Annotated in this window: 11 protein-coding genes; 2 read left to right on the top strand and 9 right to left on the bottom strand. The window is 44.4% G+C overall.

The features are described from left to right. Window positions 1–403: 403 nt before the first annotated feature. Together Q4Q50_RS20965 and Q4Q50_RS20960 are read right to left on the bottom strand one after the other, a co-directional pair. Entirely contained in the window at window positions 404–1,264 is an 861-nt protein-coding gene (locus Q4Q50_RS20965; RefSeq protein ID WP_006083079.1) for a PA4780 family RIO1-like protein kinase, read from the bottom strand. 334 nt (window positions 1,265–1,598) lie between these two features. Beyond that, window positions 1,599–1,916: a hypothetical protein gene (locus Q4Q50_RS20960; protein WP_006083080.1), complete on the bottom strand. Its 318-nt coding sequence runs from the start codon at window positions 1,914–1,916 to the stop codon at window positions 1,599–1,601. 179 nt (window positions 1,917–2,095) lie between these two features. On the opposite strand from Q4Q50_RS20960, the gene Q4Q50_RS20955 reads away from it, so the two are divergent. Then, entirely contained in the window at window positions 2,096–2,644 is a 549-nt protein-coding gene (locus Q4Q50_RS20955) for a DUF2799 domain-containing protein (RefSeq protein WP_311900966.1), read from the top strand. 76 nt (window positions 2,645–2,720) lie between these two features. On the opposite strand, the gene Q4Q50_RS20950 is transcribed toward Q4Q50_RS20955, so the two are convergent. Beyond that, complete coding sequence (locus Q4Q50_RS20950; protein WP_311900965.1) at window positions 2,721–3,482, bottom strand: phosphatase PAP2 family protein; 762 nt, start codon at window positions 3,480–3,482, stop codon at window positions 2,721–2,723. A 224-nt stretch (window positions 3,483–3,706) separates the two neighbouring features. Between Q4Q50_RS20950 and Q4Q50_RS20945 the strand changes: the two genes are divergently transcribed. Continuing rightward, window positions 3,707–5,647, top strand: a complete 1,941-nt coding sequence (locus tag Q4Q50_RS20945) for a bifunctional diguanylate cyclase/phosphodiesterase (protein ID WP_311900963.1) — start codon at window positions 3,707–3,709, stop codon at window positions 5,645–5,647. 349 nt (window positions 5,648–5,996) lie between these two features. Here the strand turns inward: Q4Q50_RS20945 and fliB are convergent, their stop codons facing one another. The 6 genes from fliB to Q4Q50_RS20915 all read right to left on the bottom strand — a co-directional run bounded on the left by fliB (window position 5,997) and on the right by Q4Q50_RS20915 (window position 12,928). Further along, window positions 5,997–7,283: a flagellin lysine-N-methylase gene (fliB, locus tag Q4Q50_RS20940; protein ID WP_311900961.1), complete on the bottom strand. Its 1,287-nt coding sequence runs from the start codon at window positions 7,281–7,283 to the stop codon at window positions 5,997–5,999. A gap of 234 nt (window positions 7,284–7,517) precedes the next feature. Then, window positions 7,518–8,348, bottom strand: coding sequence for a hypothetical protein (locus tag Q4Q50_RS20935; RefSeq protein ID WP_311900960.1), 831 nt, complete (start codon window positions 8,346–8,348; stop codon window positions 7,518–7,520). A 98-nt stretch (window positions 8,349–8,446) separates the two neighbouring features. Beyond that, window positions 8,447–9,154, bottom strand: a complete 708-nt coding sequence (locus Q4Q50_RS20930; protein ID WP_311900958.1) for a LysE family transporter — start codon at window positions 9,152–9,154, stop codon at window positions 8,447–8,449. Window positions 9,155–9,287: 133 nt separating this feature from the next. After that, window positions 9,288–10,130: an AraC family transcriptional regulator gene (locus Q4Q50_RS20925; protein ID WP_126491158.1), complete on the bottom strand. Its 843-nt coding sequence runs from the start codon at window positions 10,128–10,130 to the stop codon at window positions 9,288–9,290. Window positions 10,131–10,375: 245 nt separating this feature from the next. After that, window positions 10,376–11,104, bottom strand: coding sequence for a hypothetical protein (locus Q4Q50_RS20920; protein ID WP_311900955.1), 729 nt, complete (start codon window positions 11,102–11,104; stop codon window positions 10,376–10,378). Between the two features lie 186 nt (window positions 11,105–11,290). Next, window positions 11,291–12,928 (bottom strand): alkaline phosphatase family protein, encoded by a 1,638-nt coding sequence (locus Q4Q50_RS20915; protein ID WP_259560401.1) that lies wholly within the window; start codon window positions 12,926–12,928, stop codon window positions 11,291–11,293. Window positions 12,929–12,932 lie beyond the last annotated feature (4 nt).

The following is a 12,932-nucleotide window of genomic DNA, read 5'->3' as shown; positions in this document are numbered from 1 at the left end:
ATCCAGCGCTATAACGAGTGTGGCGCGCCAAGGAAGGCTGTGATTTAGTGTGCTGTTTCATAGATTGACTGAAGAGTTACCAAGGTTTCGGCAAGGATTGAGGGAGTTGTCTCCCCCAAAGATTAAATATGTGAATTGTGCTCCCCCAAGTCATGAACATATTTCTCTCTCAGCTCTTGTCCTTTTATTACACAGTTTGATGATTGCTAGCTTGTTTATAGCAACTAGGATGGACCCAGCTCCAACCGGAGATTAAGCCATGGATTGGCTAACGCCAAAAATTAAATAACAATAATAAAATCAGTAATAAAATCAACAATAAAAATAATAGTGATACTTAATTTTTAGCATAAAAAAGACGCTACTTTGAGCGTCTTTTTTATGGGCGAAAAACGACTGACAATTAATAGTCTTCTTCGTTTGCCTCTTGGATCCTTTGTTTACGCTCTTGCGCCTCTTCAAAGGCCGCTTGAATTTCCTCTAACACGGCACTGACATCGGCTTCGACCAGCACTTCGGTAAACTCACCGGTTAATGGCGTTTCAGGTTTTAACTCACCCGCTTCAAACAGGGCCCAAATCTCTTTGGCATATTGCGTTTTTAACAGCTCAGGAGCATACAAGCCATAGTATTGGGTCATGTTATTCACATCACGCGCTAACATCCATTTGGCATGGTTATTCGCCGCGGCATCGACCGCCTGAGGCAAGTCGATAATCACTGGCCCTTCACTATCGACTAACACGTTAAACTCAGACAAGTCACCGTGCACTAAACCCGCACAGAGCATACGTTTGACATAGGTCATCACCAACGCATGATCGTTCAGGGCTTTTTCTGCCGACATACTGACATCGTTCAATCTCGGTGCGACATTGCCCTCGGCATCCGTCACTAACTCCATCAGCAACACGCCATCAAAACAGCCATAGGGCGTTGGCACGCGCACACCCGCATTAGCTAAACGATAAAGCGCTTCAACCTCGGCATTTTGCCAAGCTTCTTCCTGCTGATCGCGACCAAATTTAGAGCCTTTCTCCATCGCACGTGCACGACGGCTGTTGCGGACTTTTCGGCCTTCTTGATACAACACAGCTTGCTTAAAACTGCGCTTGTCCGCTTCTTTATAGACTTTGGCACAGCGGATATCATCACCACTGCGTACAACGTACACAGTCGCTTCTTTACCGCTCATTAACTGGCTAATGACCTCATCGACCAGTCCTTCATCAACCAGGGGTTGGATTCGTTTCGGAGTTTTCATAGCGCCCTTATACCTTACTTAGGCATGATATGGAATACTGCGGGCAAATCTTCATACAAAAGCGGTCTCCAGCGGAAGTTTGATGAATATAGTTCAGGATTGTTAAACGAATTTTAAGTAAAAACTAATGCACTTGCGTGTTAAACACAATACCAGATTTACTGAGGACTTTGGCAAAGAAAGAGACTGAAAATGAAGCTTAAACTAAAAGAATATTCTTTTCCGCCAACCGATATAAAGCAAGAGGTAAAACCACAGCCACTATCCTGCAGCGAACATTTAAATTCAAGACCGCTCAAATAGATGTTCAAGCAGGTTTACACACAAACTTAACTCACACAAATAAGGCAATCACACTCCCCACGGTCGCCGCCGCTTTCAATATTTGGCCAGCGCTGTAATAAGTATCGTTCGAATCGTTAGTGTCATTAGGGACTGTATCGGGAGTAGGCGCCTCAGTTTTGCTCATCGCAGCAACATCGGAACTGGGCTCAGCTTTGGGAGCCGCCAATCCTAAAGCGCCATAGGTAAAGGATTTCAGTCCACTTGGCTCCACCATCTCGCTGGGTTGATGAACCGATTTGGCCGTCGGTAATGAAGCAGAATGCGCCGATGAAACGGGTGAAATCATAGCTAACCCCAAAGTAGACATTAAAGTGTTAATCGCAAACTAACACAATATCAGCCTGTTATCATGCATTCACCCGCTAAACTGTGATGGATTCTGCCCAACAAAACGCATCTATGACAGTATAAATGGCGGTATATAAAGCTAGATCTCCCCCAGAAGAGCCTTTATCCTAAACGCCACAACATATAGAGAACTTGTCCATGCATTATCCTAGTCTTTTCCTCGCCCTTTCGGTCCTATCACTCACTCAATGCAGCAGCTTATCGATTGAAGAATGCGCCAATAGTGATTGGTTTGCCCTAGGGCTGGCCGATGGCAACCGTGGGACGAGCGCAGGGCAATTGAATCAATATCAAAAAGATTGCCGAGAATTTAATCTCAGTGTCGATACCGCACAGTGGAAACAAGGATACCAGCAAGGGTTAGCCAGTTACTGTCTTCCCGAAAATGGCTACCGCGTGGGCTTAGCGGGAGAAAGCTATTATGGGGTTTGCAGCAATAACGCCTTCGTTGAACGTTATAATCAAGGCCATCAAAAATATCTGACTAACAAACGCTTATCTGAAATAGCCGATCGCTTAAATACCATCGATAGAGAGATAAGCAGTCTTGATGGCAAGATCAATAATCTCACCGATAAGGCCGACTTATTGAAACAGAAAAACAGCCTCCTCAATGAGAAGAACCAACTGTTAGATGAAAGATCTCGCCTACGCAGACCCGATATGCGCTTCGAATTCAGATTCTAAGCCATAAAAAAACACTGAGCCCAATTGGACTCAGTGTTTAGGTTAATCACATAGGTTATGTCAGTTTCACAGTCCGCTATTTTTGTGTTAATCCAGCAGTGGATTTAACATTGACTCTTTGGCTAACATCGGCAAATTTAGCTTTTTTTAACCCTGATGGACGCAGGAAAAAACCATAGTAAAGTAGACTCGCCGACGTCCATGCAATAGCTAAACTCCATAAGTCATGGCTCAAGAAATGGGCACCGCGTAACTCTTGGCCGATACCGAACACTAGGCCTAAACTCACCCCGAAAATCAAACCAAACTTAGCTAAATGCGGACGATACTCACGCAAGACGTAATACAAGGCAACCCAAGCAAACCCACCGCTAGCATGGCCGCCAGGGAAACATTGACCAAATTCAGCGCCTGCAGGTAAACGGGAAAACAGGGAGGAATGCAGCATACGGCCGCCAAACTCAATCACATCCCACGGGCAGGTCATATGGGTAAAACTCTTGCCAATACGTACCAGCAAAACACTCGCCAATACGCTACAAAATAGATAAATCAACCCTTTACGGTACGGCTTAACCCTGTCACTTCGAAAACTAAAGGCAATGCCGACTACAACGCTCACCGCCAGCAAGATAACAAAGTTACGCCCAGCAACGTGCAATACATTTTCGGTCAGCCAATGGCCTCTTAATGGCCAAGAGTCGACACCACCCTGCCAATGAAATAACAAGGTCGCCACTTTCATATCAGCGTGAGTCCATTCAAGCCCAAAGATGATCACCGCAAACACTAAAAGTGGCGCGATTAGATGCCCTTTGGCAAAATCGATAAATGTCATCCTAACATTACCTTTCAAATAGTTACTCACTCATAAATCCAATGACTAGAATATCTTGCGTTAGGGTAGCGCTGAATTCTTATCTAAAACTTAAGAAACGCAATTGCGCCGACGTTAACACAAAATTTACATCGCAATAAAACTAAATTTATTCAAAAAACTCACAACATGAGTAAAAAGACTATAGTTTATAAATAATATCGCGCCTCTAGGACTGAGCATTCATGCCATACAATTTCGCCATTAATCAGTCTCAAAAAGATCGTTTATTCGCCGACATTGCTATCGACACAGACAAAATCGTGGTTCCCCAAGTCATGGTTGATAACTGGCAACAAACCTTAGATTTGCTCTCTGAATTGGTCGACACTCCCGCGGCTTTAATCATGCGTGTCCATCAAACCGATATAGAAGTGTTTACCTCAAGCCGCACTCAAGGGAATCCCTATAAAAAACACGACAAAGACAGTTTAGGCCACGGACTTTACTGCGAGACTGTGATTAAAGCAGGCAAGGAACTCCACATTCCTAATGCCCTAAAAGATAAAGACTGGGATAAAAATCCGGATATTAAACTCGGCATGATTGCCTACTGTGGCTTGCCTTTACGTTGGCCCGATAACAGCGCCTTTGGCACTATCTGCATGCTCGATAACAAAGAGCATAATTACAGCCAATCGTTTCGCAGCTTACTCGCTCGGTTTCAAAATGGTATCGAAGCCAACCTCGTCACCCTCTATCAACAGGCAAAGCTGCAACTGCACAACCAAGAGTTAGAGCAAAAAGTGCAACAACGCACCTATGAACTCGCCGAACTCAGTAGCAAACTCATCAAAGAAATCGAAAATCGGACCTCCACCGAAACCTCATTGGAATACCATAAAAGCTATGATCCACTGACGGGATTACCGAATCGCATCAATTTGATTAATAGCCTTTCGACTATGCTCGAAGAAGTGAATCGCAAGGAAAAGATTTCGGTACTCTATCTGGGGCTGCGTAATTTCAAGTCCATCAACGACAGTTATGGCTACCTGATTGGCGATAAAATTCTCACCATTCTCAGCCAACGTTTACAACACTATGCCGATGAAAATACCTTCATCGCCCGTATTGCCGGCGCCGAGTTTGTGATTATTCAAGCCCATAAACCTTCGAATAACGAAACCAACAAACTCATCAATAAAGTGCTTAGCTGCTGTAATACCCCCTTTGGCGTGGCGGATTTTGTGATCACCATTCCATCGAGCATGGGTATAGCTCAAGCGCCCATCGATGGCATAGATGCCGCCATTCTGCTGCAAAAAGCAGGGGCTGCGATGACGATCAGCAAAGCCGATGGCTCAACTCACAGCTTCTTTAATCAAGATACTCAAGCGGCTTTGAATCTACGCTATCAACTGGAATCTCACTTAGTCGATGCATTGAACAAAAACGAGTTAAGCCTTCATTACCAACCCTTTATTAACTTAAAAACTCAAAAAGTGATAGGCGCCGAAGCCCTGCTGCGCTGGCACAACCCGATTCTAGGCAATGTCGCCCCAGACAGATTTATCGCCTTAGCAGAACGTAATGGGCAGATTATAGATATTGGCAATTTTGTATTGCATACCGCCCTAGCTCAGGCGGCAAAATGGTGTCGTGAGCTAGATCAGGAGTTTAAAATCGCCATCAATATCTCCCCTTTGCAAATGCGCAATCCCCGTTTTAGCGAGCACATAGCTGACTTACTCACCCTCTATCAATTGCCACCGACCGCCCTAGAGCTTGAAATCACCGAAGGCATGTTGATGCAGGACGAGCACATTGCCCACAACGCCATCCAAAAACTGCAGGAACTCGGGATCCGCATCTCCTTAGATGACTTTGGCACTGGCTATTCATCCCTAAGTTATCTACAAAAATACTCTTTTGACACCTTAAAAATCGATCGCTGTTTTATCAATAAACTCGAAGAAAACGAACAAGATAGGGAGCTCACTAAAGCGATTATTGCCATAGGCAAGAAACTGAACTTAGTCGTGATCGCCGAAGGCGTGGAAACCCTAGAACAAGACGCCTTTATTCGCCACGAGGAATGCGACTTAGGCCAAGGCTACCTCTACGGTAAACCCATCACCGCAACACAGTTTGAGCAGGAGTTTATCCATAAACAAGAGCATTAAGTTCATCCTTAATGCTCTTTTTTATCTCGCAAATTAAAACCGACTGAATAATGCTAGGTGAATAGTCATTTACAAAGAATGTTATAACTCACATTTGGATAGAAGTCCGCTAGAAATAAATTATAATCGAGCTTGTTTCAGATAAATATTTATATTTAAAACTTCTAAAGATGTAGCCAATTTTTATTGGCCACTACACTCATAACCATATCTCGAACATGCAATGGACTTAGCTAATAACTGTGGTCGTTTCGAGTGGAGTAGATGTCTTCTGTAATTTTAGAGTTATTCCTGTGCTGACACCACAAGAGTGTCATCTATCGTTAAAAACAATCAATTATAAGCTGATTTAATTTTTTAGGAGTGAAAAAATAACATACTCACTCTGCAATTCAGCCTCTTTTATTTTTTCATCCATGAAAGCTAGTAATCCAGGATAATGCTGTCTACGTCTAAAATAACTCTGAAACAATTTTACAACGGAGTCTTTGGTTAACTTTTTTTGCTGCATAGCAATTCCTGCCAAGTAACTTTTTAGCATTAACACATCAAGTATTAGAAACTTAAAATACTCAGTTGGTCGCTTGCCTAAGTGAGCCATAAATTGGTCGTTATAAATACTATATAACAAAAAATTATTTAAAAAGTGAGGATATTCTGCTAAATGCTCATCTATTATTTTTTGTGAGGTTTTTAATATTTCAGTGTAGGCATGATGCTCTCGATTTGGATTGGCGACTATGAAAACATTATCATTGTTACTGTAGGCCTCATTAGTGTTGAGGCTTCTCATAAGCATCTGTTGGCATTCGATGAAGTCATCAAACTTTTTAATATTACATGTGGGGATCTCTTTATTTTTATATATATGGGTAACGAAAAATGAATCTTGAGTTGCAAAGAAATGCCACTTTATAGCAGATACTGAAGGCAGTGCTTGAAAATGCTCAAGCAAAGTACCATCACTAATCATGATATTAAAGTTCTCAGCAAGTTCTGACAAACGAGTGATATTATTTAAATGAGAATCAGACTGTTTTAAAAATAAGCCAATTATAAATAGTTGTTGTTCAAAGTTGAGTTCAGAATTTAAAGCAATACTAAAGCAAAAATCACGAATAAATGCTAAATACGCAGGTAAATTAGCAGCGGTTAAACCGCGGATATTGCCATGACTTAATTCATTTTGGTATTGAGTTACAGTTGATATCATCATGGCTTCAGGATCATATAAGACATTTTTAACAACTTCAGGGCAAGAAATCGCCATACTCATCTCAGCTTGTTCGCCAAACCAACGAGGTGTACGCGGATAATCTTGGCATACATGTGGTAGCAGTTTTGGACCACATTTTTTATGTATATTACATAAGTTTTTTTCATCTAAAACAGGACAATCACCATTGTTGGACATTTTTATACTGGCGTAATCTTTTTCTGAGTTTCTAGTTAGCTTGAAGGCTGAAGAAGCAAGTTGACGAATTACAATATCACCGTGCTTTTTTAAGGTTTTATAAGTCTGTTTGTCTACTTCTACTGTCCAAGTATTGCAGCAATGAGCAGTACAATCACTGCCAATACAGGCGAAGTCACTAGCAAATTTCGGTGTCATTACTTCCAATTTTTTTTTATTCATAGTGTTAATAAATTCCTGTAAGACGTTATCTTTAGACTCGCATGCAAGTTTGCTTACAAAAGGGAGTGATACATTAGCTTTTTAGGACGCATTATATATTGAGAACTTATCTAAGATTAGCATTGTTGCAACAGTGACCTTCTAAAACATGGATGATTAATGCAGCGAACATTAACCTAGGGTTGCTGCTTTACATCTCACTCATAGGGATAGGGATATGGAAACGAGACGAGACTAGTCTGCTTTGATGACGGCTTGTTTTAGTATTTCTTTGTCATTTTTAAACACCACTAGCTCGCCAGGAGGGCTATCGCTGGTGCCTAAGACGGTGACATAACAATGATACTGGTATGGGCCGCTGCGAAATTGGAATGAATGATTCCCACCGCTACCGTCGAATACGAGTTTCCCCTTGTTCAGCACTAAATCTGGCTTTTCGCTCAATGACTTACCCTTTGCCCAAGCGGCATAACGGTATTGATCATTCCCCATATTATCGACACGAATCGTAAACTTAGCAGTTTTCCAAGTTAATTCTGGGCTCACAAACTCACTCACGCTCGCATGTAATCCCGTTTTTTGCTTAGCGATCAGCTCTGCCTTCAACGTTGCCTCTGCGGGTGTTTGAGCGTTAATGCCAATAATCTTGCCGTCAAAATCCAGCCACACTTCACCGCTGCCGAGCATAATGCCGCGCCACCCCATAGTCTGCCAATCGGCTTCAACCTTAGAATGAGCAATCTGCTCAAGCAGCTGTGGATCGAAGACTTGGTTGAAACGTGCAACCATTTCCTGAGTATTTTGAATCGCTGGGATCGGATATTCACGTTTAAGTGGGTAAGCCACTCGCTTAGCAATGGCTTCTGGAGCATTTGCCTTAGCCGCATCGATAAGCCCTTGCACCAGAGGAATATATTCCTTTGGTAATGCCTCGTCGGCCGCATTCACTGGGCTACTTAACCCCATAGCACCGAATATCAAGGCGGCATAACATAGGATTTGCATCAATTTAGCTTGGCCGAAAACAGCGGTTTTTATTGCCTTTAATGGTGAGGCGAGTGACATCTTTATCCCTTATATCCAATCGTCTCTGCTGAGACCCAAAGCGAAGAATAACATAAGTACACAGGACTAAAACCTAAGCTGATTAACGCTACGCCTGACTAAGCCGTCAGCAACAGGTTAGCGTAAATAGCCAGCGCGACCGACATAAAGATGACACCAATAATTGCATCGATAATCGGTGTCAGTCGCTGCAATTTAAGTTGCACCTGCGCCTTAGATAACATCACAGCCAAAAAGCCAAACCATGCTAGCGACAGCGATAGCAACAAGGTAGCGGCAGCGATTTTAGTGCTTGTGGTAACGCTTGGGGTAATCAAGGCCGAAAACAGCGTTAAGAAAAACACCAATGCTTTGGGATTCAATAGATTGGTATAAAGCCCAGTCAAAAAACCTTGCCTGCGTGACATAGCGCCACCTAAGCCACCAGCAATAGACGCCGCACCTTCAACGTCAGCAGAAAGAGCATCAACATTTGTCCCAGCATTTGTACTGGCACTCGCTTTACGTTTAGCCAGTATCGGAAGGCCTGCACGCAGGGCACCAAACCCCATCCAAGCTAAGTAAAACGCACCCACAATTTGCACTAATAGATACAGAGTGTGTGAACTCTTAATAAGCAGACTCACGCCAGTCAGACTTAAAATCGTGTGGGCTAAAATGGCGATTGAAATCCCCACGGCTGCGGCAATCGCCGTGCTTCTGGACTGCTGAGTCGCAATCTTCACCATAATAGCGAAATCGGGTCCGGGGCTGATCAAGGCAACCGAGTGGATCACGGCCAAGGTGAGTAATAAAGATAAATCCATAGAGATGCGACTCCGCAAAAAAGGTGATGAACGATAACTGAGGCTGCCAGTATGGCCATTTGTCGCAGGGCTGAATTGTAATAAATTGCACTATTCTGTTTTATTCGAATCAGTCGTCGAAAGACGGGGAAAACTAGAGCATGCGCCGCTGAAATTGCACCGGCGATAATAGGAATGCCTGCTTAAAGGCTTTATTTAAATGGCTCTGATCGAAAAATCCGAATTGCTGCGCCACATCCGCCACTAAAGCGCCATGGCTTAAGGATTTTTTCGCCAACTCTAAACGCACCCGCTTGAGATACGCATGGGGTGTCATCCCTGTTGCCTGTTTAAATTGCCGTAAAAACTGAAACTTACTTAAGCTCACTTCATTGGCTAAGGTTTCAAGCTGAGTATTATGCCAAGGCTCATCGTGAATTCGCTGCTTGACTAAGCTTACCTGTAACTTAGATAACCCCAGCTGTGGATTCAGTTTAGATATGCCAGATGACACGCCGCTTGGGTAACGCTCCAGCAGCAGATGAATAAAGTTCAGTAAGTGGGATTCGCCCGCGAGCGCACTGCATTGGCCTTGGATCAATAGCTCGTGTAGCTGAATAAAATATTGATAAAGCGTTGGGTCATCCACCATAGGCGCGCTGAAGAAGTGTTCCTTCAACCCCAGTTCTTGACTGACTTCATTCATGTATTCCACGGGGATCGACATCACTTTCACCCGATAACCGTCGGCATCGCGGCTCTGGCCATCGTGGGTTTCGTCGGGATTTAAGGTCGATAGACTGTGCTGACCGAGTTGATAACTGCTGCCCTTATTCACAAACTGCTGCGCACCTTGGGTGACCACACCTAAGTGGTAATCCAGATGCACATGTTTATCAAAGCTGAAATGCGTGAATTCCGCCTGACTCAGTTCTATGCCTGATAAGCTGGGATGACGCCAATAGTTAATGTTTTCAATCGGTGTTGCTGTGCTCATCGCTCGCGGCTATTACCTATAAATCAGCATAAAAACTGGGGGAAACTCAAATCCACTGAGGTTCATTCTAGCCTTCATTGTCAGCGCGGGAATAGTAAATTATTGCAGCCATATGGTTTGATGGAATGTGCGCATAGATTCGCGCTGAAGAAAAACAAAAACGCCCAACTCTGTGGGCGCTTATAAATAAGGTGATGCTTAAGTTAAGCGCTAGGCTCGTCAGTATCACTTACACTTAATATCGACTAATGCGAATGACTGCCGTGTCCGCCTTGGGCTTCAATCGCTTGGCCTTCGCTGTTGTAAAAACCGCTGCTGCCATGCTCGATAAAGCCTTGGTTGATCATCTTAGCGATAAAAGGATCGGACTCACTGTCGCCGACATCGGCAAAATCAATATCTTGATAATCTTGGGTTAATACTACAAACGCATCGCTATCAAATGGCTCTACGCCCACCAGCTTGTAGGCTAGATTAGGTTGAGATTGACCTAAGATAAACTCAGCGGGCAGGCCGATGGAATCAATCCAAACAAGCTCACTCTCTAAACCGTTAACCTTACCTTCAAAGCCTTGAGTCGCAAAACACGCCTCTTGCTTAGCTTGTGTCTTGGCCATGTGGGTCGGCAATGCTGGCGATACTACATGGTACAACTGGTCGCGATCGTGTTGAATGTTGAGTGCGCGCAAATCACCTTTGCGGTAAGTCACAGAACGTTTTTCAGCGGGGAAATAACGCACGTACTCGCCATTGCTCGACCATTCTTCAAATGTTGAACCATCACGCTGAATAATAAAGTCTTGTCCATTACGGATGAGGGTCATTTGCCATTGCTGGCCCTTGCCATTGGTCACTTGATATTGAGCCTTTAAATGCTCGGCTTGTAGCGTTGGACACTGAGCCTCTTGCGCTGCCATAGCAGCATTTGGCAAAACTAAGCTGGATAACATTAAAGCCAATAGACGGTTTTTCATTAGACTTCTCACTTGCTGAACAGGGTAAACACTTAAGCTTTTGTAAACGCTTTGGGATGTTAAATCGTTAGGCTAAAGGCCGATGGATGACATATGCCACCCATCAGCACTGCTTTTACTTAACTATTACTGCACTATTTCTTACTTCACTATTTCTTACTTCACGATGCAGAGACTAAGCAAGTCTTACTTAACGGCAGCCGCTTCAGCTTTAGCCACTAAATTTGCCGCGCGGTTCATCACGTGGAAAATGTGGTTCTGCTCAACCGTACCTTGGATAAGATCCGAACTTGGGCCGCGGGCGAAAATCGCTACGTCTTCCCCAGCATGGGTCTCATCGCTTAATGGCACTAGCGCTTCTTGATGGAATCCGGCACTTTGGGTATCAACAAAGTTCAAGTCCTTACGACCAGCGTCCACTGGGAAGTTGTAACGCTCATCGCCACCTGTTGCTAATGACGCATAACCCATGCCGTTAGCGTAACCGACTGTGGTATATGGCAAACCGTTAGCATCGGTAGAGTTAGTCACTTCAGCAACGCCGTTGGCGTCGTTCGACTTCACTAAACCTAGGATAGGGTTACCGCGAGTTGGATAACCTGCAATGGTGAACACATGGCTGTGATCCGCGGTAACCATTAACAAGGTATCGTTTGCCGAGGTTTTTTCCATCGCCACACGTACCGCTTCAGACAATGCCATTGTGTCATACAGCGCACGCGCCGCATTACCCGCATGGTGAGCGTGGTCGATACGGCCAGCTTCAACAATCAGCACGAAGCCTTTTGAGTTTTTCTTCAGAATATCAATCGACTTAGCCGTCATTTCAGCCAGTGATGGCTCGCCAGTCACGCCAGCTTCTTTACGATCGTAGTCGTATTCCATGTGCGATGAGTTGAATAGGCCAAGCAAATGATCTGTGCTTGCTGCATCAACACTGAGGAAACCGTCCCTATCTTGCACGTAAGCGGCGTTAGTGTATTTGTTCATCCACTCAGCTGTGAGATCGCGACCATCGTTACGCTTACCGGCTTTACCTTCTGGATCTACGGTCGTCTTAGGAATAAAGGCGCGGCGACCGCCACCCATCATCACATTAAGACCGCTGCCGTAGTTAAAGTCGAGCATTTGCGCGGCGATATCTTTACAGCCATTAGTCACAGCTTCGGCTGGTAGGTTTGAATCGGCTTCCCAATCACGTTCTGGCACATGGGCGTAAGTCGCCGCTGGGGTTGCGTGGGTTAAACGTGCAGTCGTTACCACACCCGTTGCCATTCCCGCCATTGCGGCAAGCTCGAGTGACGTCACCAGATTTTGATCTTTAGTCGAGGCACAGTTAGCACGTACTACGCCTTCGGCCTGTGAAATCACGCCTACGTCGGTTTTTACACCTGTCATCATCGCCGACATAGTACCTGCAGAATCCGGCGTTTGGCCGTCGACGTTATAGGTTTTAGAAAGACCCACATAGGGCAAAGTTTCGAAAGATAACGAGTTTTCTTCACCCGTTTTGCCTTTTAGCTGGCCTTCTAAAATACGTGCGGCAGTAATAGTTGATACACCCATACCGTCACCCACAAACAGGATCACGTTTTTCGCGGCGCCAACATCATTGTTAACCGTTAAGCCTTCGGCTTTGGTCACGCGAGCTTGTGCATCGACATACCACTGATTCACAGCAGTCCAATCTTTGCCATTGCTACCGTTAGACCCATTTGATCCATTGCTACCCGGTGTACCCGCGGTACCGTTATCACCATCGCTACCGCATGCGGCTAAACCTAGCATGGCTGAAATCGCGACTACTAGTAATTTCTTATTCATTTTT

Origin of the sequence: Shewanella scandinavica (assembly GCF_031932065.1) — a bacterium.
Lineage (GTDB): Bacteria > Pseudomonadota > Gammaproteobacteria > Enterobacterales > Shewanellaceae > Shewanella > Shewanella baltica.
The sequence above is the reverse complement of the archived record's forward strand: the minus strand, read 5'-3'. Positions and strand labels throughout refer to the sequence as shown.

What these genes read in the sequence shown, in the direction of transcription:
- Q4Q50_RS20965 (WP_006083079.1), bottom strand. Translation starts at nt 1,264, where the DNA reads ATGAAAACTCCGAAACGAATCCAACCCCTGGTTGATGAAGGACTGGTC.
- Q4Q50_RS20960 (WP_006083080.1), bottom strand. Translation starts at nt 1,916, where the DNA reads ATGTCTACTTTGGGGTTAGCTATGATTTCACCCGTTTCATCGGCGCAT.
- Q4Q50_RS20955 (WP_311900966.1), top strand. Translation starts at nt 2,096, where the DNA reads ATGCATTATCCTAGTCTTTTCCTCGCCCTTTCGGTCCTATCACTCACT.
- Q4Q50_RS20950 (WP_311900965.1), bottom strand. Translation starts at nt 3,482, where the DNA reads ATGACATTTATCGATTTTGCCAAAGGGCATCTAATCGCGCCACTTTTA.
- Q4Q50_RS20945 (WP_311900963.1), top strand. Translation starts at nt 3,707, where the DNA reads ATGCCATACAATTTCGCCATTAATCAGTCTCAAAAAGATCGTTTATTC.
- fliB (WP_311900961.1), bottom strand. Translation starts at nt 7,283, where the DNA reads ATGAATAAAAAAAAATTGGAAGTAATGACACCGAAATTTGCTAGTGAC.
- Q4Q50_RS20935 (WP_311900960.1), bottom strand. Translation starts at nt 8,348, where the DNA reads ATGTCACTCGCCTCACCATTAAAGGCAATAAAAACCGCTGTTTTCGGC.
- Q4Q50_RS20930 (WP_311900958.1), bottom strand. Translation starts at nt 9,154, where the DNA reads ATGGATTTATCTTTATTACTCACCTTGGCCGTGATCCACTCGGTTGCC.
- Q4Q50_RS20925 (WP_126491158.1), bottom strand. Translation starts at nt 10,130, where the DNA reads ATGAGCACAGCAACACCGATTGAAAACATTAACTATTGGCGTCATCCC.
- Q4Q50_RS20920 (WP_311900955.1), bottom strand. Translation starts at nt 11,104, where the DNA reads ATGAAAAACCGTCTATTGGCTTTAATGTTATCCAGCTTAGTTTTGCCA.
- Q4Q50_RS20915 (WP_259560401.1), bottom strand. Translation starts at nt 12,928, where the DNA reads ATGAATAAGAAATTACTAGTAGTCGCGATTTCAGCCATGCTAGGTTTA.